We start from the raw sequence: 22,040 nt of genomic DNA, 5'->3' as shown, positions 1-22,040 counted from the left end.
GCCGGGCTCTTTATAAGTGAAGACGCCGGATTAGACCAGCTTCTCCAGCTCAGGGATGGCTTCGAACAAGTCCGCGACCAGACCATAGTCGGCCACCTGGAAGATCGGCGCCTCTTCGTCCTTGTTGATCGCAACAATCACTTTGGAGTCTTTCATGCCCGCCAGGTGCTGGATCGCGCCGGAGATACCGACGGCGATGTACAGCTGTGGCGCAACGATCTTGCCGGTCTGGCCGACCTGCATGTCGTTGGGCACGAAGCCTGCGTCGACGGCAGCGCGGGAAGCACCGACGGCAGCGCCGAGCTTGTCGGCCAGGGCGTACAGGTGCTTGAAGTTGTCGCCGTTCTGCATGCCACGGCCGCCGGAAACGACGATCTTGGCAGCGGTCAGTTCCGGACGGTCGGACTTGGCCAGTTCTTCGTTGACGAAGCTGGAGATGCCGGCGTCATGGGCAGCGCCTACGGCTTCAACGGCAGCCGAGCCACCTTCGGCGGCAACCGGGTCGAAACCGGTGGCGCGGACGGTGATGACCTTGACGGCAGCGGTCGATTGCACGGTGGCAATGGCGTTGCCCGCGTAGATCGGACGCTTGAAGGTGTCGGCGCTTTCGACCGAGATGATCTCGGAGATCTGGTCGACGTCCAGTGCAGCAGCCACGCGCGGCAGGATGTTTTTGCCGTTGGACGTGGCGGCCGCCAGGATGTGGCTGTAGCCCTTGCCCAGCTCGGCTACCAGCGGCGCAACGTTTTCCGGCAATTGGTGCGCGTAGGCGGCGTTGTCGGCCGACAGCACTTTGGCCACGCCTGCGATTTTCGCAGCAGCTTCAGCCACGGCGCCAGCACCCTGGCCAGCTACCAGCACGTGAATGTCGCCACCGATTTTAGCGGCAGCAGCAACAGTGTTCAGCGTGGCCGGAGCCAGCGCCTTGTTATCGTGTTCGGCGATTACGAGGATAGCCATGATCAGATCACCTTCGCTTCGTTTTTCAGTTTCTCGACCAGTTCAGCCACCGACTTGACCTTGATGCCCGCGCTGCGTGCAGCCGGCGCTTCGACCTTGAGGGTCTTGTTGGTGGAGGCGGTGGAAACGCCCAAAGCGTCAGGCGTCAGCACTTCAAGCGGCTTCTTCTTGGCTTTCATGATGTTTGGCAGGGACGCATAACGCGGCTCGTTCAAACGCAGGTCGGTGGTGACGATCGCTGGCAGTTTCAGGGAAACGGTCTGTGCGCCGCCGTCGATCTCGCGGGTCACGGCAACGCTGTCACCAGACACTTCGACTTTGGAGGCGAAGGTGCCCTGACCGTAGCCGCTCAAAGCAGCGAGCATCTGGCCGGTCTGGTTGTTGTCGCTGTCGATGGCTTGTTTGCCGAGGATCACCAGCGATGGTTGTTCCTTGTCGACAACGGCCTTGAGCAGCTTGGCCACAGCCAGCGAGGTCAGGTCTTCGGCGGATTCGACGAGGATGGCGCGATCGGCACCCAGTGCCAGCGCGGTGCGCAGTTGTTCCTGGGCGGTGGTCGGGCCGATGGAGACGACGACGATCTCAGTCGCCACGCCTTTTTCCTTCAGGCGTACGGCTTCTTCTACGGCGATTTCGCAGAAAGGGTTCATCGACATCTTGACGTTGGCGAGGTCGACGCCGGAGTTGTCCGCCTTGACGCGAACCTTGACGTTATAGTCGACCACTCGTTTGACAGCTACAAGAACCTTCATGGATTCCTCGTTACTCTCCGGTGAAAAAAAGTCGCCTAGGCGAACCTGGCGGTTGATGCTCATGGGCGCAAGGGCACCTCTAAAAACGCCGGCATGAACCACACATGACCCAGCTCACGGGAGTGAAGACCATTCGTCAGTGATGACCGATGAGTCATTCATTATCGCGGCGTGTAAACTGCGCGTCGGAACCACGCAATGCGTCACTTTGTGCTGCCTTCGCCCTGTCTTTAGAGGTGCTCTTGAAACCAACAGTCAGCCTACGGCGAGCGCAAAACCGCCCGTATCTTGACCGGAACGCCTATTCCGGTCAATACGGCAAAATGGTCAGTCATAAGCCGTACGTCAGTGATTTATCTGGGCTGCGGCAATTTCAAACAAACGTTTGTATTGGACCCTGAGAGTGGTGTAGATATAATGCGCCGCTTAAGAGAGACACGCGTTTCATCCATTGTCGCTTTCGTCGCTTTTTGCGAAGGAAACAACGGATGCAACGCCAAACCTCCAATTAGAAAAAACTGTGAGCCTTGAGTAGGAGATAGCCCTGTGGAACGCGAATACATGGAATTCGACGTGGTCATCGTCGGTGCCGGCCCCGCTGGCCTGTCTGCCGCTTGCCGACTGAAACAGAAGGCCGCCGAAGCCGGTAAGGAAATCAGCGTCTGCGTGGTCGAAAAAGGCTCGGAAGTCGGTGCGCACATTCTCTCCGGCGCGGTGTTCGAACCCCGTGCCCTGAACGAACTGTTTCCAGACTGGAAAGAACTCGGCGCACCGCTGAATACGCCCGTCAAACGCGATGACATTTATGTCCTGAAAAACGCCGAGACCGCGAGCAAAATCCCTGACTTCTTCGTGCCCAAGACCATGCACAACGAAGGCAACTATATTATTTCCCTGGGCAACCTGTGCCGCTGGCTGGCCCAGCAAGCCGAGAACCTGGGCGTGGAGATCTACCCAGGGTTCGCCGCCCAGGAAGCGCTGTTCGACGAGAACGGCGTGGTGCGCGGGATCATCACCGGCGACCTGGGTGTCGACCGCGAAGGCAATCCGAAGGAAGGCCTCTACACCCCGGGCATGGAGTTGCGCGGCAAATACACGCTGTTCGCCGAAGGCTGCCGTGGCCACATCGGCAAGCAGTTGATCAAGCGCTTCAACCTGGACAGCGAGGCCGACGCCCAGCACTACGGCATCGGCCTGAAGGAAATCTGGGAAATCGACCCGGCCAAGCATCAACCCGGCCTGGTGGTGCACACCGCCGGCTGGCCGCTGGACATCATGGGCACCGAGAACACCGGCGGCTCCTTCCTTTATCACCTGGAAAACAACCAGGTGGTGGTCGGCCTGATCGTCGACCTGTCCTACAGCAATGCCTACCTGTCGCCGTTCGACGAGTTCCAGCGCCTCAAGCATCACCCGGTGCTCAAGCAGTACCTGGAAGGCGGCAAGCGCGTCAGCTACGGCGCCCGCGCCATCTGCAAGGGCGGCCTGAATTCGCTGCCGAAAATGGTCTTCAAGGGCGGCGCGTTGATCGGTTGCGACCTCGGCACTTTGAACTTCGCCAAGATCAAGGGCAGCCACACCGCCATGAAGTCCGGCATGCTCGCCGCCGAGGCGGTGGCCGATCGCCTGTTCGCCGAATCCGAAGGCGGTGATGAACTGACCGCCTACGTCGACAGCTTCAAGAACAGCTGGCTGTACGAAGAGCTGTTCGCCAGTCGCAACTTCGGCGCGGCGATCCACAAGTACGGCGCCATCATCGGCGGCGGCTTCAACTGGCTCGACCAGAACATCTTCGGCGGCAAGCTGCCGTTCACCCTGCACGACAACAAGCCGGACTACGCCTGCCTCAAGCTGGCGGCCGACAGCAAGAAGATCGACTACCCGAAACCGGACGGCAAGATCAGCTTCGACAAACTCAGCTCGGTGTTCATCTCCGGTACCAACCATGAAGAAGAACAGCCCTGCCACCTGAAGCTGACCGACCCGAGCATCCCGATCAGCAAGAACCTGCCGCTGTACGACGAACCAGCCCAACGCTACTGCCCGGCGGGCGTGTACGAAGTGGTGACCAAGGAAGACGGCGAGAAGCGCTTCCAGATCAACGCCCAGAACTGCGTGCACTGCAAGACCTGTGACATCAAGGACCCTTCGCAGAACATCACTTGGGTGTCGCCGGAAGGCGCTGGCGGACCGACTTACCCGAACATGTAAGCCGACACGCTGAACATCGAGGCTCCCGCAATGGGGTAATGCTGTTCACTTAAGAAAAATGATGGACCTGTGGCGAGGGAGCTTGCTCCCGCTCGGCTGCGAAGCAGTCGTAAACCGCCGGGTGCGGTGTGTCTGATGCTCCGTATTTGGCAGGTTTTGGGGCCGCTTCGCGGCCCAGCGGGAGCAAGCTCCCTCGCCACGGGTTTGTCGACTGCCTTAAGTGAACAGCATTACCCGCAATGGGGGCCTTTTTGTTGCCTGCCATCCCAGGAACACCGCTCCCACAAGGGATTTTCAGCGGATCAGGCGGCGCGCTCTTCCCCAGGGTTGCGCTCGAAGTAACGCTTGTATTCCCGGCTGAACTGCGACGAACTCTGATACCCCACCTGATGCGCGACCTGGGCCACGCCCAAGCCTTCGCTGAGCAGCAGTCGTTGAGCCTTGAGCAGGCGCAGACGCTTGAGGTACTGCACGGGCGACAGCAAGGTGCTGCGCTTGAAATGCTCATGGAAGGTCGAAGCGCTCATGTTCGCGCAACTGGCCAATGTCTCGACGTTCAGCGGCTCGGTGAAGTGCGTATGCAAATGGCTCAGGGCCGCGGCAATCCGGGCGAATTGGCCTTGCTGCTCCACCAGCGCCCGCAGCACATCGGCCTGGGGCCCGCGCAACGCGACGAACAGCAACTCCCGCAGCCGCGCCTGGCCCATGACCTGGCATTCCAGTGGGTCGTGCAAGCACTGCAACAGGCGTTCGACGCATCCGCGCATGGCGCCATCGAGCACGGCGCTGGTCATGGACTCCGGCGTCTGGGCCGCGAGGCTTCGCCCCGGCATCAATCCCATGGCCAGCACCAGCTCGCCCAACAGCGCCCGATCGATCGCAACCGAAATCCCGAGCAACGGAGCATCGGGCATGGCGTAGGTTTCACATTCGAACGGCACCGGCAACGCCTGGATCAAGTAATGCCCGGCGCCGTACTCCAGCGTACGCGGTCCCAGGTACGCCAGCTTGCTGCCTTGGGCGATGATCACCAGGCTCGGCTCGTAGAGCTGCGGGCCACGGGCGATGTCCTGGCTGCACCGCAGCACTTGCACGCCAGGCAGGCGCGTAGGAATAAAGCCGTCACGGGTCGCCAAGGGTTCGATCAGCGAAACCAGCGCCGCGTTGGCATCGAGATGACGGGTCAGCAACATGGGGAAACTTCACGAAAAAATGGATGGGAACATCATCGCAGGTCTGGCGTCACATAGGAGCAATCCTAGGCCAAGGCCGGAGGATTAGGCATGACACCCGTAGGAATGGTCATCGCCGCATACGGTCAAGGCTCCCAGAATAGATCACCTCACTGTTCACTGCTTAGCGAGGTCCATCATGTACACCGCCATCGGATACGCCGCCCAATCGCCCACCACTCCCCTCGCCCCCATGAAGTTCGAACGCCGCAGCCCGCGAGCTGACGATGTGGCGATCGAAATCCTCTATTGCGGCGTCTGCCACTCCGACATCCACCAGGCGCGCAACGAATGGGGCATCGCCGTTTATCCACTGATGCCTGGCCACGAGATCATCGGCAAAGTCACCGCCGTCGGTGCAAATGTCACCCGTCATAAGGTCGGCGACTTGGTGGGTGTTGGCTGCATGGTCGATTCCTGCCGCGAGTGCGAAGCTTGTCACGCGGACCTGGAGCAATACTGCTATCAGGGCATGACCCAGACCTATGCCAGCCCGGACCGGGTCAGCGGCGGGCATACCATGGGTGGCTACTCCAACAGCATCGTGGTCCAAGAGCACTTCGTGTTGCGCATCCCGGCCGCGCTCGACCCGGCCAGCGCCGCACCGATTCTCTGTGCCGGCATCACCACCTACTCGCCCCTCAAGCACTACGGTGTGAAGGCCGGCGACAAGGTCGGCGTGCTGGGCATGGGTGGCCTCGGCCATATGGGTATCAAGTTCGCCAAAGCCATGGGCGCGGAAGTCACGTTGTTCACCCGCTCGGCCAGCAAGGCTGAAGAGGCCCGTCGCCAGGGCGCCGATCATGTGATCGTGTCCACCGATCCCGAGCAGATGGCCGCCGCGGCCGGACGCTTCCATTTCCTGCTGGACACCATTCCAGTGCAGCACGATCTCAATCCCTACCTCAGCACCCTGCGCTTCGACGGCGTGCACATCCTGGTGGGTCTGGTCGAGCCGATCGATCCACCGGTCCATGCGGCCAACTTGATCATGGGCCGGCGCGTCCTGGCCGGTTCGTTGATTGGCGGGATCGCAGAAACCCAGGAAGTGCTGGATTTCTGCGCCGAGCACAACATCAGTTGCGACATTGAGATGCTCGACATCCGTCAGATCAACGAGGCCTACAGCCGCATGATCGCCGGGGACGTGAAGTACCGCTTTGTCATCGACATGGCGACGCTCAAGGCCTGACCTTCGTCAAACCTTGGCACCCAGTTCCGCCGACAGCCGGGCTGTGACCCCTTTGACCAGGGGAATCAGCTCGGCCATCTTTTCCAGCGGCATGTACGGCACCGTGCTGGCGATGCTGATACCGGCGACGATGCGCTTGCCGGCGTCACGGATCGGCGCCGCCACACAGCGAATCGACGGTTCGTTGTCTTCCAGGTCGAAGGCATAACCCCCCGCCACGTACTCCAGCATCCGTTGCTGGAACTGTTCCCAGGATTGCTCCTGATGCTGGGGCCAGAACTGATTCTTCCCACCGGCTGGCAGGCTGATTTCATACAGCCGCTTCCATTGTTCCTGCGAATCATCGAGCATCAGCGCCTTGCCGATCCCGGTGCGCGCCAGCGGCATGCGATGGCCTACGCGCGAACGCATTTCCGGGCCGTTGCGCCCTGGATTCTTCAGCAGGTACAAGACTTCGTCGCCCTCACGAATCGCCAGGTGAACGGTGTCCCCGGTCAGTGCCGACAGTTCGTCCAAGTACGGCCCCGCCAGGCTCACCAGTGGCAACTCTTCGCGAGCCTGGAAACCCAGCTCGATCAGCTTCGGTCCCAGCAGGTAGCCCACTTGCGGCACCACGCGCAGGTAACGTTCGTCCACCAGGCAACTGGCCAGGCGATGGGTGGTGCTGCGGGTGGTGCCGATCAGCCGGGCGATTTCCTTCAAGTCACGGGCGCCGCTGGCGACCGCCTGGACCACCCCCAGGCCACGCAACAATGTCTGCGTGCCCGTAGGTGCGGCATCCTTGGTGATTTTTGGATCGTCTTGCTGCATAGCCGGCCTTCAACAGTGAGCGGGAACGGGCGGCATTATGGTCGCCCGCCCCGTCGGACTACAACTCGATGCGCTCGACCTTCCCGACCAGCAGGATGTAGGACAGCGCGCCAGCCAGTGCCAGGACAGAGATATAGGTGATGGCCGGGGCAAACGAATCGCCGCTGGCAAGGAAGCCAATGACGATCGGCGTGGCGATCGCCGCCAGGTTACCGATGAAGTTGAACACCCCACCCGTCAGCCCGAGCAACCGCGCCGGGGCCAGTGTGGAGACCAGCGACCAGGTGATCGACGCCAGGCCGTTGCCAAAGAACGCCAGGGCCAGAAAGGCAATCACCAGCGGTGTCGACTCGACAAAGTTGGCGCCGATGATCGAGGTGGAGATCAACAGACCGCCAATGATCGGCAGCTTGCGGGCAAACCCCACCGTGGCACCGCGGCGGATCAGCCAGTCGGAAAAGAACCCGGAACACAACACGCCGACAAACGCCGCGAGGAACGGCAACGACGCCAGCAGGCCGGACTTGATGAAATCCATGCCGCGATATTTCACCAGGTAGGTCGGGAACCACGTCAGGAAAAACCACAGCGTGGAGTTGAGGCAGAACTGCCCCAGGTAAATGCCCCACAACTTGCGTTGCGTCAGGACAATGCCCAGGTCGGCCCAGCTGAATTTGGCCTTGACCTTGGCGGTATCGGCCTGGATATCCACCAGCCCACCGCCTTCGCGGATCAGTTCGATTTCGGCGGCGTTGGCGCCTTTGAAATCCCGTGGCTCGCGGTACACCGCGTACCAGATCGCCGCCCAGAGAATGCCCACCGCGCCCGTGGCGACAAACACCATGTGCCAACCGAACGCGTGTTGCAGCCACGCCAGTACTGGCGTCAGGAAAGCCAGCCCGACGAACTGCCCGGAGGTGTAGAAACCGATGGCCGTGGCCCGCTCACGCTCAGGAAACCAGGTAGTGACCACGCGGCTGTTGATCGGATAAGCCGGCGCTTCCAGGGCACCGACCGCCATGCGCAGCACGAACAGCGCGATGAAACTGGCGGCAAAACCCAGCATGACCGTGGCCACCGACCACAACAGCAACGCCACGCTATACAGAATGCGCGGCGGCACCCGGTCCACCAGCCAGCCACCGGGGATCTGCATGGCGGCATAGGTCCAGCCGAACGCCGAGAAAATCAGCCCGACATGGATCGGATCGATGCCCAGGTCGCTGGTCAACGCGGGGGCGGCGATCGAGAGGTTGCTGCGGTCCAGGTAATTGATCACCACGGTGATGAACAGCAGGACCATGATGAAAAAACGCTTGCGGCTGGGCGTCACCAACGACGCCTGCGCGCTCAGGGTGTGCGCTTGCATGTGAGGTGCCTCTTTTTATGGTTATTGAGGGCGAAACTAACGAGCAGTCGAGTCGACCCGTGGCGAGGGAGCTTGCTCCCGCTCGACTGCGCAGCAGTCGCAGGTTGTTTGTCCATAAATCGAAGGGCTGCTGCGCAGCCCAGCGGGAGCAAGCTCCCTCGCCACAGGGGTTGTGGGTGTCTAGGCGATCACCACTCGGCAAAACTGCCATCGGCATGGCGCCAGATCGGGTTGCGCCAGCGGTGGCCGATGGCCGCGCGTTCGATGACGTATTCCTCGTTGATCTCGATGCCCAGGCCCGGGCCATTCGGGATTTTCACGAAGCCCTTGTCGTAGTCGAACACCTGCGGATCCTTGATGTAGTCCAGCAGGTCGTTGCTCTCGTTGTAGTGGATACCCAGGCTCTGTTCCTGGATGAACGCGTTGTAGCAGACCGCGTCCAGTTGCAGGCACGCCGCCAGGGCGATTGGGCCCAGCGGGCAGTGCAGCGCCAGCGCGACATCGTAGGCCTCGGCCATGTTGGCGATCTTGCGGGTTTCGGTGATGCCGCCGGCATGGGAGGCATCCGGCTGGATGATGTCCACGTAGCCTTCGCTGAGTACACGCTTGAAGTCCCAGCGCGAGAACAACCGCTCGCCCAGGGCAATCGGGGTGCTGGTCAGCGGCGCCAACTCCTTGAGGGCTTCGTAGTTTTCGCTGAGCACCGGCTCTTCGATGAACATCAGTTTATAAGGGTCGAGTTCCTTCATCAGCACCTTGGCCATCGGTTTGTGCACCCGGCCGTGGAAGTCCACGCCAATGCCGACGTTCGGCCCCACCGCATCCCGCACCGCCGCCACGTTGGCCAGGGCCAGGTCGACTTTTTCGAAGGTGTCGAGAAACTGCAGCTCTTCGGTGCCGTTCATCTTCACCGCCGTGAAGCCCCGCGCCACCGCCTCTTTCGCCGCCCGGGCGGTGTCCGCCGGCCGGTCGCCGCCGATCCACGAATACACACGGATCTTATCGCGCACCTGGCCGCCCAGCAGGTCGCTGACCGACACACCCAGGGCCTTGCCCTTGATGTCCCACAGCGCCTGGTCGATGCCGGCCAGGGCGCTCATGTGAATGGCCCCACCACGGTAGAAGCCGCCGCGATAGAGCACGGTCCAAATGTCTTCGATGTTGCGTGGGTCTTTGCCGATCAGGTAGTCGGACAATTCTTCAACGGCAGCCGCCACCGTGTGGGCACGGCCCTCGACCACAGGCTCGCCCCAACCGGTCACGCCCTCGTCGGTCTCGACCTTGAGGAAGCACCAGCGCGGCGGGACGATAAACGTGGTCAGCTTGGTGATTTTCATCTTGTTGTCTCTCTTGTCAGATGCAGCGCACAGGGCGCTGGAAAAGTCTTCAGTTCAAGGCGTTCCATGCGGCCACGTAGGCCTTGGCGCGCACCGCCACTTCATCCGCTGTCAGGCCCGGCTTGAATAGCCCGGAACCGAGGCCGAAACCCTTGACGCCGGCTTCGACGAACACCGCCATGTTGTCCGGCGTAATCCCGCCCACCGGCACCAGCACGGTCCCGGCCGGCAGCACCGCGAGCCAGGCCTTGACCACCGCCGGGCCCATCTGCTCGGCGGGGAACATCTTCAGTACATGGGCGCCTTCGGCCAGCGCGGCAAACGCTTCGGTAGGCGTGGCGACACCCGGCGACAGGTACAGACCCGCCGCTTTCGCCGCCCGCAGCACCTTCGGATCGCTGTGAGGCATGACGATCACTTGGCCGCCAGCGGCTTTCACCTGCTCCACCTGCTCCGGCGTGAGCACGGTGCCGGCGCCGATCAGGCAATCGGCGGGCAAGGTGCTACGCAGGATGCGGATGCTTTCGTACGGCTCGGGGGAATTGAGCGGCACTTCGATGACGCGAAATCCGGCGCTGTACAGGACTTCGCCGATGGCCGCCGCCTCTTCGGGACGCAGGCCACGCAGGATCGCGATCAGCCCGTTGTGCGCCAGTGCTTGAGTGAGCATGTCAGACCTCCAGTCAGGTTCAGGGGGCGGTGGAATCGAGCAACCCGGCCGCTACGGCCAGTTGCCACAAACCGCGTTCGGTGGCCTGTTCGGCCAGGACCACCCGGGCGAAGCCGCAGGCGTCGAGGGCCCGTTGATAACGGACACAGAGTTGGGAGTTGCCGATCAGCACCACCGTCGGCAGATGGAGGCTGTCGCGTCGCCGACGCTGCACCTCGGCCAGCGCCGTCAGCTCATGGCCGATCAGCAGGCCCGAGAGGTAATCGGCCTGGGCGCTGGCCTCCAGTTCGCCGGTCAAGCCCAGACTGCGAGCGCTGAACACCGTGGACAGCGGACCGATCTGGCCGTCCACCGACAACGCCACCTGTACGCCACGATCAAAGGCCACGCCATCGAAGGTCGTACTCCGTTGCTGGGTGCGGCCGAGAATGCTGTGGTCACTGAGCACGGCAAAGATCTCGCCGGTCATGAAGGTGTCGAAATGCACGATGCAGCCATCGGTCACTTCCACCCATTTCGAATGGCTGCCGGGCAAGCCGATCAACACCGCCTCGTCCGGCAGGCTGTGCAAGGCGCCGAGCACCTGGGTTTCTTCACCGCGCATGACATTGGGCAAGCGTGAACGCTGAATCACGCCGGGCACGATGTGCACATCGACACCGCGAAGGCTGCGAACGGTTTGTAGGGAATGTCCGAGATTGGCGACGTTGGCGGGTGTGTCGCAGTAAGGCGCTTCACGCCAGCCCTGAGCACTGCCGACCATGCCACAGGCAATCACGGGCAAGCCTGGCTGGGCATCGAGCCAGTCGCCGCAGGCCTCGTCGAAGGCCAGTTCGAAACCGTCGATGCACACCCCGCCGGCCAGGGTTCGCGGCCCGGAAGGCAACTGCATGATCCCCGATGACAGCGAGCGCTGCTCGAGCACCTCGCCACCGGCTGCGAGTTTGTAAGCCCGTAATGAGGTGGTCCCCCAATCGAGCGCGATCAATTGCGCCTGCATCCGCTTCACCTGTTCTGTTTTTTGGCAGTGAGTGGAAAGGACTATAAACCTGGGCGCGACAAAATCTCAATATATAAATATCACTCCCATATATTGGGATATGATGAGCCAACCCTAAAGCCCATCGCCATCCGTCCAAGACCCTGCTACGTTTCTGAGCGGACGCCAAACAACTAGGGAAAAAGTGATGGGACAACAGCTGAAAATCCTCGGTCGCACTTCCTCGATCAACGTCAGAAAAGTGTTGTGGACCTGCCAGGAACTGGACATTGCCTACGAGCGCGAAGACTGGGGCATCGGTTTTTCCTCAACCCACGACCCGGCGTTCCTGGCCTTGAATCCCAATGCCCAGGTGCCGGTGATCATCGATGAGAACGGCGTGCTGTGGGAGTCGAACACCATCTGCCGATACTTGGTGGGCAAGCATGGACGCAGCGATCTGCTACCTGTCGAGCCTGCCGCCCGGGCGCGCATCGAACAGTGGATGGACTGGCAAGCCACAGAGCTCAACCCGTCATGGGGCTACGCATTCCACGCCCTGGTACGCAAGAATCCAGACTTCCAAGACCCACAGCGCATCGCCGCCGGCATCAAAGGCTGGAACGAGAAGATGGGTTTGCTCGAGCAGCAGTTGAACCGCACCGGCGCCTATGTGGCCGGCGCGGATTTTTCCCTCGCCGATGTGCTCATCGGCCTGTCCGCGCACCGCTGGCGCCAAACCCCCATGGAGCGTCCCGACTATCCGGCGGTCGCCGCCTATTGCAAGCGGTTGGAACAGCGCCCCGGATTTGCCGAGTACGCATCTGCCGCATATTCGTGAAGTGCTCAGTTGCCGTGGGCGAAATCCCGTAGCACCTTGCCGTCCATTCGGTAGCGCACCCATTCTTCCTGGGGCTGCGCGCCGAGGGATTTGTAGAACTCGATGGCCGGGGTGTTCCAGTCCAAGACACTCCATTCGAAGCGACCGCAATCATTGTCGCAGGCAATTTTCGCCAAGTGGCGAAGCAAGGTCTTGCCCGCCCCGCCGCCGCGCTGCTCTGGCGTGATGTACAGGTCCTCGAGGTACAGGCAATTGCTGCCCAGCCAAGTGGAGTAACTGAAGAAAAACACCGCAAAACCGATTGGCACGCCGTCACGCAGGCAGATCAAGCCGTGGGCGGTCGCGCCCTCGCTGAACAGGCTACGCTCGATGTCCGCCACACTGGCGATGACTTCGTGGCGGGCCTTTTCGTAATCGGCCAGCTCGGTGATGAAGGCAAGGATTTGAGGCGCATCGCTGGGTTGCGCAGGACGGATCTCGATGGACATGAACAGGCCTTGTAGCCAATTGAAAGCGCCATACTAAGCCGCGACGCGGCGCTCGTCACATATCGATCCAACTATTTGATCGCGGCGCACGCCTCCTTCAGAACCGCCATTCGTCGCGTCCGAGGCACCAACCCAAATCCAGCGAGGCCCAAGATCAGGTAAGCATTCTGAAAAATGGAGGCGACACCCATGATCACTTCAAGGCTGACCGCATTCACCTTCGCCGCGTTGCTGTCCTCGGTGGCCTTCGCGGCTTCGACCTCCGGCACCGGGCCGACCGATCCCGTGCAAGCGCCCAACTCCCCCGCCACGCAAGGCCTGCCCAAATTGAACACCGACGGTACCGGCGGCGGCCTGAACAATGGCCAGCCACCCGCCACCGGCACCGATCCGCGTGTGCAGGGTAATGACACGGGTCGTCAGGGCGGCATGAATACGCCGGACTCGACAGCGCCTGATAACGCCGAGACCGGTGTGGGCTCGAAAACCACGACCGGTGGTTCGGGCTCCGAAGGGGGCGCCGCCAGCCAATAGCCTCTGCTCAGACATTTGAGGAGGAACATCCATGCCTCGTGGAAGCAAAGACAAATACACCGCCGAACAAAAGCGCAAGGCCGAGCACATCGAAGAGAGCTACGAGAAAAAAGGCCTGTCCAAGGACACGGCCGAGGCACGCGCTTGGGCAACGGTCAACAAACAGTCCGGCGGCGGCGAACGCTCCGGTGGTTCGGGGAAGGCGAAACCGGCCGCGGCAAAGAAAACTGACCGCAAGGAATCGGCCCGCCGCGCCGCCAAGACCCGCGAAGGTCATCCACGCACCAGCAAGGCCTCTCATGAGGCCCAGACGGTGGACAGCCTGATGAAGGAGGCCCAGGCGAAAAACATTCCCGGGCGCTCGAAGATGCGTAAGCAGCAATTGGTTGAGGCGTTGCGCAAGGCGGGGTGATTGTCGGCGTCTGGGTGCACGCCTTCGCGAGCAAGCTCGCTCCCACAGTGGGCCTGCGCTGTGCTGGAGTTCTGCGTCCCGGCACAACATCCTGTGGGAGCGAGCTTGCTCGCGATAGCGGTAGATCAGTCGCCAGAGATCGCTATGGGTTGTTCAGCGTTGTTTCAAGCGGTCGATCACCACCGCCAGCAGCAGGATCGAGCCGCGGATGACGTATTGGTAGAAGGTGTCGATGTTCTTCAGGTTCATCGCGTTTTCGATGATCGCCAAAATCAGCACGCCTGCAATGACGTGGCGGATCATGCCGATACCACCGCTCAACGACACCCCACCCAGCACGCAAGCCGAGATCACGGTCAGTTCGAAGCCCTGGCCGATCATCGGCTGGCCCGAGGTCATGCGCGAGGCCAGGATCACCCCGGCCAGGGCACCGATCACGCCATGCACGGCAAAGATGATGATCTTGGTGCGATCAACGTTCACGCCGGCCAAGAGCGCCGCTTCCTGGTTGCCGCCAATGGCCATGGTGTTGCGCCCGTAGGTGGTGTAGTTCAGCAGCCAGCCGAAAAACAGGAAGCACACGATGGTGATCAGGATCGGCACCGGCACGCCGAACATCTGCCCGTTGCCGAACACGAAGAACGATTCCTGGGACACACCCACCGCTTTGCCGTTGGCGAAGATGTAGGCCAGGCCGCGGACGATCTGCATGGTCGCCAATGTGGTAATCAACGCATTGACCCGCAGCTTGGCAATGACGATGCCGTTGATCAAGCCGACGATCAACCCCATCACCAGCGCCGCGCTGATGCCAAGGAACACGCTGTTGGTGTCGCGCATCACCACCGCCGCGACGACGCCGGCACAGGCAATCACCGAACCGACCGACAAGTCGAAGTGCCCGGACGCCAGGCAATACAACATGGTGCAGGCCGCGATGCCGGTGGTGGAAATCGCCAGGCCCAGCCCGCGCATGTTCAGCGGCGACAGGAAGTTGTCGATCATCAGGGTGCAGAGCACGAAGATGCCGATGGCCGCCAGCAACATGACCCAGTCATCCAGGAAGCGACGCAGGTCCAGGGGTTTGCGTGCCGTTGGCAGTGCATTGTTTTGAATGGTCATGATTTACCTCTCAGTTCGCCGCGTCGGCAACGCGTTGGCGCGGCAGCGCCAGTTGCAACAGGTTGGATTCGTTGGCCTGGTCACGCGACAGCTCGCCGCGCATGGCCCCTTCGCAAAGCACCAGGATTCGGTCGGAAATGCCCATCACTTCCATCAGGTCGCTGGACACCACAATCACCGCGATGCCATCGGCCGCCAGGTTGTGGATAATCTGGTAGATCTCCGCCTTGGCCCCGATGTCGATGCCGCGAGTAGGCTCGTCCAGCAGCAGGACTTTCATCGGCATCGACAGCCAGCGACCGAGAATCGCTTTCTGCTGATTGCCGCCGGACAGGTACATGATTTTCTGTCCCGCCGTGGGGGTCTTCACTTTCAGCGACTTGATCTGTTTGTCGGCATTGCCCCGCTCCCAGTCGCCACGCAACAGGCAGCCGAGCGTGGAATGAGACGGGCGCGCACTGATGTTGATGTTCTCGCCCACACTGCCCAACGGGATGATGCCTTCTTTCTTGCGATCCTCCGGGCAGAGCAGCACGCCCGCGGCGATGGCATCCCGAGGTGAACGCAGTTTCAGTTCCTTGTCGTGCAAGACGAGACTTCCTTCGCGCTGGCGCTCCAAGCCACTGAGCAAGCGCAGCAGCTCGGTACGACCGGCGCCGACCAGCCCGAACAAACCGAGGATCTCGCCCTTGTGCACCTGGAAACTCACCGGCTCATGCAAGCCCGGCCCCAACAAGCCCTTCACTTGCAGCGCCACATCGCCGCGCTCCCGAGGACGGTAGTCATAGATGTCCTGGATATCGCGACCGACCATGCACGTGACGAGTTGATCATGGGTCAACTCGCTCATGTTCTCGAAGGTCCGCACGTAACGACCGTCCTTGAACACCGTCACCGCATTGCAGATGCGGAACACCTCTTCCATGCGATGGCTGACGTAGAGCACCACTTTGCCCTCGTCTCGCAGCCGGCCGATGATCGCCATCAAACGGTCGATTTCCCGGGCCGACAGGCTACTGGTGGGCTCGTCGAAAGCAATGACGTGAGCACCGCGAGACAAGGCCTTGGCAATTTCCACTAATTGGCGCTGGCCGAGGGACAGGCGACCGACTTTTTCCTGGGGGTCGATTTCGTCGGCCAGGCCTTTGAGCAGCGTCAGCGCCTGTTGGCGCAGCACGCCACGATTGACCAGGCCGAAACGCGCCGGCAAATGGCCGAGAAACAAATTTTCAGCGACGGTCATTTCCGGCACCAGGTGCAGTTCCTGGTGAATCACCGCCACGCCGCTGGCGATGCTGTCGGCGGTGCCTTTGAAGGCCATCGTCTGCTCGCCGATCTGCAAGTCGCCGCTGCTCGGGATGTAGGCACCACCGAGGATCTTCAGCAACGTGGACTTGCCAGCGCCGTTTTCCCCCATCAAGGCATGGACCTGCCCCGGATGGGCGACGAAACTGATATTGGCCAGCGCCTGCACGCCGGGAAAGGACTTGCCGATCCCGTTGAATCGCAAGCTGCCGCCGATGTTGTGTTGCCGTGTCGCTGTTTGCGCTTGCATAACCACCTCGAACTTACAGAGATCAAGCGACCCCGCCACTCAAGTGACCAGGGCCGCTTTTGAATCAACCGGCCATCAGTTCCACAGGCCGATTTTTTCCAGCTCTTGCTTGAAGTTCTCCCGGGTGATCAGCGTCACCTCGTCCATGGCGGTGTACTTCGGCGGCTCCTTGCCGGTGGTGATCCACTCGTACATCATTTCGGCGGTCTTGTAGCCTTCGATGTGAGGGCTTGGCAGCATCGAGCCGAAGAAGCCGCTGTCAGGCTTCTTCAATTCACCGATGGCGTCGGTGCCGTTGATGCCGATGCCGATCACATTGGCCGCCTTGAACCCAGCGGCTTCGGTGGCGCGCACGCCGCCAAGCACAGTGTTGTCATTCATGCCACCGATGATCAGGTTCTTGGCGGCGCTTGGCAGCTTCACCAGGGCCGAGTTGGTGGAGTCCATGCTCCCGGGTACGTCGAGGGTCTTCAGCGCCGAATAAAGGATGTGGTCTGCCGGCATCCCGGCTTTCTTCAGGGCATCGACCGAACCGTCGGTGCGCTTCTTGCCGGTATCCAGTTCGTTATAGGTGTTGATGACGGCATAGGTGTCTTTCCAATCCCAGCCACGTTTTTTCGCCTCAGCCGCCATGGCGCTGCCCTGCTTCTGGCCGACTTCGAACGCCGCCATGCCCAGGTACGGTACGTCCTCCATGAACTTGCCATCGGAACCGACGAAGCGGTCGTCGACGGCGATCACTTTCATGTCATTGAGCTTGGCCTTGGCCACGATGGCTGGGCCGAGGGAGACGTCCGGCGGGCAGATCACGAAGCCCTTGGCACCGTTGGCGGCCAGGCTGTCGATGGCCGAGAGGGTTTTCTCGCCGTCGGGCACGGCGATCTTGATCAACTGGAAGCCTTTATCCTTGGCCGCCTTCTCGGCAAACGCCCATTCGGTCTGGAACCAAGGCTCCTCGGCCTGCTTGACCAGGAAACCAATTTTTACTGCATCGGCCGCCAGCAAGTGGCTGCTGAGGCTGACCGCGGTAACCGCCAGGGCGGCGCGACACAGGGAACGGATCCCACGACGATGTTTCATAGTTGACTCCTTGTTTTTTTTATTGAAAGCCAAACGACCAGGGTTCTGCTCCACCGTCGGTGGAAATGCGCAGGCTGGGCGGTCACATCAAGTTGCTACACAGCATAGGCCTGAATAGTCATATCGTATGATGATTGGATTGCAGGCGAAGTTTCCCACTGCAACCCAGGAATATTCAGTCGTGGTACATGACTGAACGTCCCCCATCGATGGTGATGCATGAGGCATTGATAAACGGTGCTTCATCGCTGGCCAGGAACACGGCCGTCATTGCCACTTCGATCGGTTGCCCGATGCGCCGTGGCGGGTGCAGATCCAGCGCGCGCTGGCGTTCGGCATAAGGATCGGCAAAGCCGTTCCAGTAGTCGACGTTCAGTTGGGTCTCGATATAACCCGGTGCGATGGCATTGACGCGTACGCCTTTGGGTGCGTATTCGATGCCCAGGGCGCGGGTCAGGCCGAGCAGGCCATGCTTGGCCACCGGGTAAGGGAAGCAACCGGGAATGATGTGGGACGAATGGGTCGAAGCAATGTTGATGATGCTACCCACGCCCTGCTCGATCATCTGCGGCAACACCGCCTTGCAGCCGTACCAGGCACCATCCAGGTCGATGGCGAAGCAGCGACGCCAATCTTCTTCGGTCATTTCCAGCGGGTCACGGAAGACATTGACACCGGCGCAATTCACCAGCACATCGATGCGACCGTGCCGCTCGACGGCATGCCGGGCCATGGCGTGCAGGTCCTGCTGGTTCGACACATCGGCTTTCAGCGCATGCACGTCCGCCCCGCGTTCACGCCAATGAGCGGCAACCGTCTCGACCTTCTCGGCCTGAATATCGCTGATCACCAGCCGTGCCTGTTGCGAAGCGAACGCGGCGACGATCGCCTCGCCAATGCCCTGGGCCGCACCGGTCAGCAGCACCACTTTGTTTTTCAGGCGCTCGCCCTTCGGGGGCTCGGGCACTGGCGGCAATGAAAGCGGCTCAGCCATGGATCAAGACTCCCGGACGCAGGCACGACAAAAACCGGGCATCCAGGGACGACCGGTCAAAAGACGTTGTAAGCAGCCGTGAATCGCGTACGCCGCCGAGGCGTACGGGGGAGGATCGTTGCATCACTTCACCTGTTTTGTTTTTTTAGTGTGAGTGCGTATTGCCGATGGAGCCGACTATAAACCCGACCGTCGAATAATCTCAATATATATATTTACATCCCATATTTTGGGATTCATCCCGCAAACCGAGTACAGGCCACGCCCGGTATGTCGACCCGCATGGACAGCACCGCACCGTCCAGCGGATGACCCAACGGGCTCGCCGCACTGGTGATGTACAACGTCTTGAGGTCTTCGCCTCCAAACACACAGCTGGTCGGCCGGCTGACGGGCAGTTCGATCACCCGGTCGACCTGGCCTTGCGGATTCAATCGCAGCAGGCAACTGCCGTCCCAGCGCGCGTTCCAGATATAACCCCGGGCATCCATCGCCGAACCGTCCGGCCCGCCGCGCGGGTGTGGACCGAACCAGACCTCGGCGGGAGCCAGGCTGCCATCGGGATGGATAAAGTGCCGATACAAAGTGCCGTCGAGGCTCTCGCCGAAATACACCGTGGTGCCATCTGGACTCCACAACAAGGTGTTCGGGATACCCAGCCCGCGTAACAACGGCATGACCCGGCCATCGCCACTGACACGAAAGAGGCCGCCGGAGCGCCGCTCGATGGGTAGGTCCTCTGCGTTTTCACCGATGTTGTTCTGCATGGTGCCGAGCCAGAGCTGGCCCAAGGCATCGCAACGGGCTTCGTTGGCACGATTGCCCAGTTGCGGGTCGGCCATGCACAGCAGGGTCAGGCGCGGTTCCAGGCCCGGCGAATCGAGGTCCAGCCGGTAGACACCACTGCTCAGCGTCACCAGCGCATCGCCACTCTGCGTCGGGATAAAGGCGGACACATGCTCGGGCATCTGCCAGATCTGCACATTGGCGCCGATCAAACGCAACGCCTGCTTGCCGGCGATATCGACCCAGTACAACGCCTGGGTCGGCTCATCCCAGAACGGCCCCTCGCCCAAGATCGCCCGATGTTCCGTAACAGCCGTCCACTTCATTGAAACCTCCCGTTCCCTATCTGCCCGGCAGCGTCTGTCCGACCGGCCATGACATTAGGGTAAAAGCGCTTGATGGCCAGGTCAGCGTTATCGATCAGGGTCATGCAGGCCCAGACGCCCCGCGCCGCGTCACGGGCCGCGATGGCGTCGGCGATGTCCTTGTGGATGGGCAAGGTGCGGCGCAGCTCATCCGGGTCGGCAGCCGACACCTCGAACGATACCGCCAGCAGCGCGCCCAGGGCCGGGACCATCTGTTCGATGAATTGATTATGGCTGGCGGCGAGGATGCATTCGTGGAAAAACTGGTCGGCGCGGTTGTAATCCGCGCCGCTGTCCACGGCCCGCTCCAGCGCATGGTAGGCCAGGCGGATCGCCTGCACCTGGTCGGCCGTGGCCCGTTCACAGGCCCAACGCACCGCCATCGGCTCGATGGTGCGGCGCAGGTCCAGCAAGTCATCGACGAAATTTTCCGGCAAGCCGCTGCGTGACAGCCAGCCAACCACTTGGGGGTCGAACAGGTTCCAGCGTCGCACCGGCAACACCCGCGTGCCGACTTTCGGCCCGACCTCCAGCATGCCTTTGGCCACCAGGGTCTTGATCGCCTCGCGAATCACCGTGCGACTGACGCCCAATTGTTCGCCCAAGTCCGCCTCGACCTTGATGGTTTGCCCAGGCTTGACCTGGCCGGCGGCTATCCAGCCCCCCAGCCAATCGACGGTCGATGCATGAAAACTGCTGGACATGAAAACCCCGCGAGCCACTCTTATAGGAGGCTCACGCTAATCATCATACGATTGGGTGTCAATTTGAATTTACGTAACCCACCTGTGGGAGCGAGCTTGCTCGCGATAGCGGTCGTCCAGCCAACACAGCTGTTGGATCAACCATCGCTCCCAAAAGGGCTCAGGGTTCCAGGCCTATGGGGAAGAACTCGCCACCGCTCCACACGCCCAACCAGCGCTGCCCATCGATCTCGCGACTGACCGCCAGCTCCACCAGTTGGTAGAACACATTGCGATGGATCAGTGCTTCGAGATTGCTGCGCACATGCACGTAGGGCGCGGGTTCCTGGGTCTGGGGATCGATCACCACCCGCAGCGGATGCTCGCCGCCGGCCTCAGTGGTTTCCTCGACATTGGTGGTGAAGCGCAACAACTGCCCTTCCCCCTGCCCTTCGACCTCAAGGGTCACGGCCACGAACGGCACGTCATCGACCTTGATGCCGACTTTTTCCACAGGAGTGATCAGGAAGTAATCATCGCCGTCGCGGCGGATGATGGTGGAGAACAGCTTGACCATCGGCTTTCGCCCGATGGGCGTACCCAGGTAATACCAGGTGCCGTCCCGGGCGATGCGCATGTCGATGTCGCCGCAGAAGTCGGGGTTCCACAAGTGGACCGGCGGCAGCCCTTTGGTCTTGGGGATCTGCCCCAGCAAGTCATTGGCTTTTTGCGGTCCGCTCATGGTGACTCCTGATTATTTATTCGTCGCTCATCCCCAGCAGGCTGCGGGCATATTCACGCAAAGGCGTGGCGATGAGGTCTTGTGGCTGCTTGTCGTGCAACGTCAGTAAACCGCCACGACTCTTGATCCGTGCAGTATCAATCAAATACTGGGTGCTGGTCTCGATCAACATGATTTGAATCACGCTGGTATCGACACCCAAGCGATCCAAGGCTTCTTCATCCTGCCATTCATCCGTGTTGCCGATACGGTTGTCAGCCTTGGCGAAGCGGGTGTACAGCAAATAATGGGCGCCAGCGGAACGGGCCTCGCCCATGGCCTGGTCGAGGCCTTCGGGAACGCGGGCGCGACGGACCATGGGGAAATATTCGATGAAGCCATTGAAGGCTTCCTCGGCCACGACGTTGGGACGCGGATAAGCACTGCCTGGCGGAGCGAAGGCGCCCTGGGCGATGTAGATGAACGAGTCGGGCTGAATACGCAGGTTGTTCACACGACGGCTGTCGCTATGGTCTAGCAGGCCGGCGTCGCTCATGTGGTAACGAACGCCCTCTCCCATGTCACTGACATTCATGCAGCCACCAAGCGCCAAAATGGCCAGCAGCAAAACCAGGCTACGCATCCTACCCTCCAAAAAACCGGTGTCGGAAAACCGGCGAATGGTCGTGGGATGCAGCTTTTGCGCCAGACCTTGGGATTGATTGGATTTTCCGCCTGGAATGCAGTTGTGGCGAGGGAGCTTGCTCCCGCTGGGGCGCGAAGCGGCCCTAAAACCTGGCGACACGGTAGATCAGGTTGATTGAGTGAGCTTGAGAGGGGCTGCTGCGCAGCCCAGCGGGAGCAAGCTCCCTCGCCACAAAAGCATCCCGCTCGACCAACCGATTAGCTCTTGAAACTGACACTGATTCGAGGCATTCCCTTAACCC

General features: G+C 61.1%; 22 protein-coding genes. 5 read left to right on the top strand and 17 right to left on the bottom strand.

Annotated elements, in window-relative coordinates; genetic code table 11:
* Positions 1–30: 30 nt before the first annotated feature.
* Together BM300_RS09215 and BM300_RS09210 are read right to left on the bottom strand one after the other, a co-directional pair.
* A complete protein-coding gene (locus BM300_RS09215) occupies positions 31–960 on the bottom strand; it encodes an electron transfer flavoprotein subunit alpha/FixB family protein (protein WP_092147187.1) in 930 nt (309 codons plus the stop codon).
* A gap of 2 nt (positions 961–962) precedes the next feature.
* Positions 963–1,712 carry an electron transfer flavoprotein subunit beta/FixA family protein gene (locus BM300_RS09210; RefSeq protein ID WP_014339477.1) on the bottom strand — a complete coding sequence of 250 codons (750 nt, stop codon included), beginning with the start codon at positions 1,710–1,712 and terminating at the stop codon, positions 963–965.
* Between the two features lie 546 nt (positions 1,713–2,258).
* Between BM300_RS09210 and BM300_RS09205 the strand changes: the two genes are divergently transcribed.
* The gene (locus BM300_RS09205; RefSeq protein WP_092147184.1) at positions 2,259–3,923 is read left to right on the top strand and encodes an electron transfer flavoprotein-ubiquinone oxidoreductase; all 1,665 of its coding nucleotides are present in this window, start codon (positions 2,259–2,261) and stop codon (positions 3,921–3,923) included.
* 302 nt (positions 3,924–4,225) lie between these two features.
* Here the strand turns inward: BM300_RS09205 and BM300_RS09200 are convergent, their stop codons facing one another.
* Entirely contained in the window at positions 4,226–5,116 is an 891-nt protein-coding gene (locus BM300_RS09200) for an AraC family transcriptional regulator (RefSeq protein WP_063324937.1), read from the bottom strand.
* Positions 5,117–5,294: 178 nt separating this feature from the next.
* Between BM300_RS09200 and BM300_RS09195 the strand changes: the two genes are divergently transcribed.
* Positions 5,295–6,347: an NAD(P)-dependent alcohol dehydrogenase gene (locus tag BM300_RS09195; protein WP_092225064.1), complete on the top strand. Its 1,053-nt coding sequence runs from the start codon at positions 5,295–5,297 to the stop codon at positions 6,345–6,347.
* Positions 6,348–6,353: 6 nt separating this feature from the next.
* Here BM300_RS09195 and BM300_RS09190 read toward each other — a convergent pair whose 3' ends face one another.
* The 5 genes from BM300_RS09190 to BM300_RS09170 all read right to left on the bottom strand — a co-directional run bounded on the left by BM300_RS09190 (position 6,354) and on the right by BM300_RS09170 (position 11,533).
* On the bottom strand, positions 6,354–7,157 hold the full coding sequence (locus tag BM300_RS09190; protein ID WP_063324935.1) for an IclR family transcriptional regulator: 804 nt from the start codon (positions 7,155–7,157) through the stop codon (positions 6,354–6,356).
* Positions 7,158–7,215: 58 nt separating this feature from the next.
* Entirely contained in the window at positions 7,216–8,526 is a 1,311-nt protein-coding gene (locus tag BM300_RS09185) for an MFS transporter (protein ID WP_092147175.1), read from the bottom strand.
* Between the two features lie 188 nt (positions 8,527–8,714).
* The gene (dgoD, locus tag BM300_RS09180; protein WP_003179439.1) at positions 8,715–9,863 is read right to left on the bottom strand and encodes a galactonate dehydratase; all 1,149 of its coding nucleotides are present in this window, start codon (positions 9,861–9,863) and stop codon (positions 8,715–8,717) included.
* Between the two features lie 49 nt (positions 9,864–9,912).
* A complete protein-coding gene (locus BM300_RS09175) occupies positions 9,913–10,533 on the bottom strand; it encodes a 2-dehydro-3-deoxy-6-phosphogalactonate aldolase (RefSeq protein ID WP_003204208.1) in 621 nt (206 codons plus the stop codon).
* 19 nt (positions 10,534–10,552) lie between these two features.
* Complete coding sequence (locus BM300_RS09170; RefSeq protein WP_092462605.1) at positions 10,553–11,533, bottom strand: 2-dehydro-3-deoxygalactonokinase; 981 nt, start codon at positions 11,531–11,533, stop codon at positions 10,553–10,555.
* A 187-nt stretch (positions 11,534–11,720) separates the two neighbouring features.
* Between BM300_RS09170 and BM300_RS09165 the strand changes: the two genes are divergently transcribed.
* Entirely contained in the window at positions 11,721–12,353 is a 633-nt protein-coding gene (locus BM300_RS09165) for a glutathione S-transferase family protein (RefSeq protein WP_092462603.1), read from the top strand.
* Positions 12,354–12,358: 5 nt separating this feature from the next.
* Here the strand turns inward: BM300_RS09165 and BM300_RS09160 are convergent, their stop codons facing one another.
* Positions 12,359–12,841, bottom strand: a complete 483-nt coding sequence (locus BM300_RS09160) for a GNAT family N-acetyltransferase (protein ID WP_053123788.1) — start codon at positions 12,839–12,841, stop codon at positions 12,359–12,361.
* A 189-nt stretch (positions 12,842–13,030) separates the two neighbouring features.
* Here BM300_RS09160 and BM300_RS09155 point away from each other — a divergent pair, with 189 nt between their 5' ends.
* Entirely contained in the window at positions 13,031–13,375 is a 345-nt protein-coding gene (locus BM300_RS09155) for a hypothetical protein (RefSeq protein WP_018613594.1), read from the top strand.
* A gap of 31 nt (positions 13,376–13,406) precedes the next feature.
* Positions 13,407–13,787, top strand: coding sequence for a Rho termination factor N-terminal domain-containing protein (locus BM300_RS09150; RefSeq protein ID WP_092147160.1), 381 nt, complete (start codon positions 13,407–13,409; stop codon positions 13,785–13,787).
* 153 nt (positions 13,788–13,940) lie between these two features.
* Here BM300_RS09150 and araH read toward each other — a convergent pair whose 3' ends face one another.
* From araH to BM300_RS09110, 8 genes are all read right to left on the bottom strand, one after another.
* Positions 13,941–14,909 carry an L-arabinose ABC transporter permease AraH gene (araH, locus tag BM300_RS09145; protein ID WP_063324929.1) on the bottom strand — a complete coding sequence of 323 codons (969 nt, stop codon included), beginning with the start codon at positions 14,907–14,909 and terminating at the stop codon, positions 13,941–13,943.
* A 10-nt stretch (positions 14,910–14,919) separates the two neighbouring features.
* On the bottom strand, positions 14,920–16,464 hold the full coding sequence (araG, locus tag BM300_RS09140; protein WP_063324928.1) for an L-arabinose ABC transporter ATP-binding protein AraG: 1,545 nt from the start codon (positions 16,462–16,464) through the stop codon (positions 14,920–14,922).
* A gap of 75 nt (positions 16,465–16,539) precedes the next feature.
* Entirely contained in the window at positions 16,540–17,544 is a 1,005-nt protein-coding gene (locus BM300_RS09135; RefSeq protein WP_092147154.1) for a substrate-binding domain-containing protein, read from the bottom strand.
* 175 nt (positions 17,545–17,719) lie between these two features.
* Entirely contained in the window at positions 17,720–18,538 is an 819-nt protein-coding gene (locus tag BM300_RS09130) for an SDR family oxidoreductase (protein ID WP_063324926.1), read from the bottom strand.
* Between the two features lie 236 nt (positions 18,539–18,774).
* The gene (locus tag BM300_RS09125) at positions 18,775–19,650 is read right to left on the bottom strand and encodes an SMP-30/gluconolactonase/LRE family protein (protein ID WP_092147151.1); all 876 of its coding nucleotides are present in this window, start codon (positions 19,648–19,650) and stop codon (positions 18,775–18,777) included.
* The gene (locus tag BM300_RS09120; protein ID WP_063324924.1) at positions 19,647–20,393 is read right to left on the bottom strand and encodes a FadR/GntR family transcriptional regulator; all 747 of its coding nucleotides are present in this window, start codon (positions 20,391–20,393) and stop codon (positions 19,647–19,649) included. The genes BM300_RS09125 and BM300_RS09120 overlap by 4 nt, the downstream gene beginning before the upstream one ends.
* Before the next feature lie 160 nt (positions 20,394–20,553).
* Positions 20,554–21,114 (bottom strand): DUF1285 domain-containing protein, encoded by a 561-nt coding sequence (locus BM300_RS09115; RefSeq protein WP_092462601.1) that lies wholly within the window; start codon positions 21,112–21,114, stop codon positions 20,554–20,556.
* A 16-nt stretch (positions 21,115–21,130) separates the two neighbouring features.
* Entirely contained in the window at positions 21,131–21,736 is a 606-nt protein-coding gene (locus BM300_RS09110; protein WP_063324923.1) for a DUF4823 domain-containing protein, read from the bottom strand.
* Positions 21,737–22,040 lie beyond the last annotated feature (304 nt).

This window comes from Pseudomonas sp. NFACC46-3, from assembly GCF_900114515.1.
Taxonomy (GTDB): domain Bacteria; phylum Pseudomonadota; class Gammaproteobacteria; order Pseudomonadales; family Pseudomonadaceae; genus Aquipseudomonas; species Aquipseudomonas fluorescens_Q.
This window is presented reverse-complemented; position numbering and strand designations above follow the sequence as displayed.